We start from the raw sequence: 331 nt of genomic DNA, 5'->3' as shown, positions 1-331 counted from the left end.
CCCTCGGCGACCGGGTCACCGTCGACATACTGCCCGGGGCCGACCACGCCTACACGTGGCCGGACGCGCATTCGTACAACGAGGCCGCCGCGGAGCGTGCCTGGTCCCAGTCGCTGGCCCTGTTCGGAGACGTGCTGGCCCCAGCCCGTGGCTGACCCTTTCCGCCGGGAACTGGCAGCGTTGTGCACGCATAGCGAGCATTTCGCTGCCAGATCGAGGATGAGCCGTGGCTGACCCTTCGGTCAAGTACCAGACCGTCGAGGACCTGCGGCGGCGGGCCCGGCGCCGCACCCCGCGCTTCGCCTGGGAGTACCTCGACAGCGGCGCGGGC

At 71.0% G+C, this 331-nt stretch carries 1 protein-coding gene and 1 pseudogene (1 of these 2 only partly in view); both read left to right on the top strand.

Translation table 11 applies throughout. From position 1 onward, the window contains the following. Positions 1-155: dienelactone hydrolase family protein (locus F4X11_20515; protein ID MYN67379.1), on the top strand; the 155-nt coding region annotated here is incomplete at its 5' end. A gap of 71 nt (positions 156-226) precedes the next feature. Next, positions 227-331 (top strand): annotated as a pseudogene (locus tag F4X11_20510) (alpha-hydroxy-acid oxidizing protein); it runs 1,191 nt beyond the window's last position.

The organism is Acidobacteriota bacterium, assembly GCA_009861545.1.
Classification (GTDB): domain Bacteria; phylum Acidobacteriota; class Vicinamibacteria; order Vicinamibacterales; family UBA8438; genus WTFV01.
Note: the sequence above shows the minus strand (reverse complement) of the source record. Positions and strands in the feature narration are given on the sequence as shown.